This is a genomic window from Pseudomonas sp. HMWF006 (genome assembly GCF_003061205.1).
GTDB lineage: Bacteria > Pseudomonadota > Gammaproteobacteria > Pseudomonadales > Pseudomonadaceae > Aquipseudomonas > Aquipseudomonas monsensis.
The window spans coordinates 9,996-11,280 of the sequence record NZ_QAIU01000252.1 but is presented as its reverse complement, the minus strand read 5'-3'; the positions used below and the strand labels follow the sequence as shown (position 1 = coordinate 11,280).

Annotated in this window: 1 protein-coding gene and 1 pseudogene; both read left to right on the top strand. The window is 63.3% G+C overall.

All coding sequences use genetic code 11. From position 1 onward, the window contains the following. Positions 1 to 665, top strand: a pseudogene (tauA, locus tag DBR24_RS10355) (taurine ABC transporter substrate-binding protein); the annotation flags it as partial. Between the two features lie 16 nt (positions 666 to 681). Continuing rightward, positions 682 to 1,285: taurine ABC transporter ATP-binding protein (locus DBR24_RS10350; RefSeq protein ID WP_256591383.1), on the top strand; the 604-nt coding region annotated here is incomplete at its 3' end.

The following is a 1,285-nucleotide window of genomic DNA, read 5'->3' as shown; positions in this document are numbered from 1 at the left end:
GCGCCGCCGAAGCGCTGGTCGCCCGCGACGGTTCCGGCATCAAGAGCCCGTAGGATCTGGTCGGCAAGAAAATCGCCGTGCCGTTCGTGTCCACCGGTCACTACAGCCTGCTCGCGGCGCTCAAGCACTGGAACATCGACCCGTCGAAAGTCACCGTACTCAACCTAGCGCCACCAGCGATCATTGCTGCGTGGAAACGCGGTGACATTGACGCCACTTACGTTTGGGACCCGGCACTCGGCGTCGCCAAGGAAAACGGCAAGGTGCTGATCACCTCCGGCGAACTGGCCAAGTTTGGCGCGCCGACCTTCGATGCGTGGATCGTGCGCAAAGACTTCGCCGAGAAGCATCCGGAAATCGTCAGCGCATTCGCCAAGGTTACCCTCGACGCCTACGCCGACTACCGCAAGGATCCGCAAGCCTGGCTCGCCAACCAGAGCAATGTCGACAAACTGGTGAAGCTCTCCGGCGCCAAGGCCAGCGACATTCCGCTGCTGCTGCAAGGCAACGTCTACCCGCTGGCGGCGGATCAGGTGATCACCCTCGGCGCGCCGACCACCAAGGCCATCACCGACACCGCCGCGTTCCTCAAGGAGCAAGGCAAGGTTGAAGCCGTGCTGCCGGACTACGCGCCGTACGTCAGCGCCAAATACATCACCAACTGATCGGGAGTTAACTGCAATGGCCTTGCTACAGCTGGAGCGCATCAGCGCACAGTATCCCGGCAGCCCGGACCCGGTGCTGGCGGACATTTCCCTGACCCTCGGGCCTCAGCAGTTGCTGGTCGCCCTCGGCCCGTCCGGCAGTGGCAAGACTTCGCTGTTGAACCTGATTGCCGGTTTCGTCGAGCCCAGCGCCGGGCGCATTACCCTCGACGGCGTGCCGGTCAAAGGCCCGAGCGCCGAACGCGGCGTGGTGTTCCAGGACGACGCCCTGCTGCCTTGGCAGGACGTGCTGGCCAACGTCGCTTTTGGTCTGGAACTGGCCGGCGTCGCCAGGGACAAACGCGAAAAGATTGCCCGTGAAATGCTGACGCTGGTCGATCTCACAGGGTTTGATAGCCGCCGTATCTGGCAACTCTCCGGCGGGCAGAAACAGCGCGTCGGCCTGGCCCGCGCCCTCGCCGCTGACCCGCGTGTATTGCTGATGGATGAACCCTTCGGTGCCCTCGACGCCTTCACCCGCGAACAGATGCAGGAGCTGTTGCTGCAAGTCTGGCAGCGCACCGCCAAACCGGTATTCCTGATTACCCACGACATCGAAGAAGCGGTGTTCCTCGCCACTG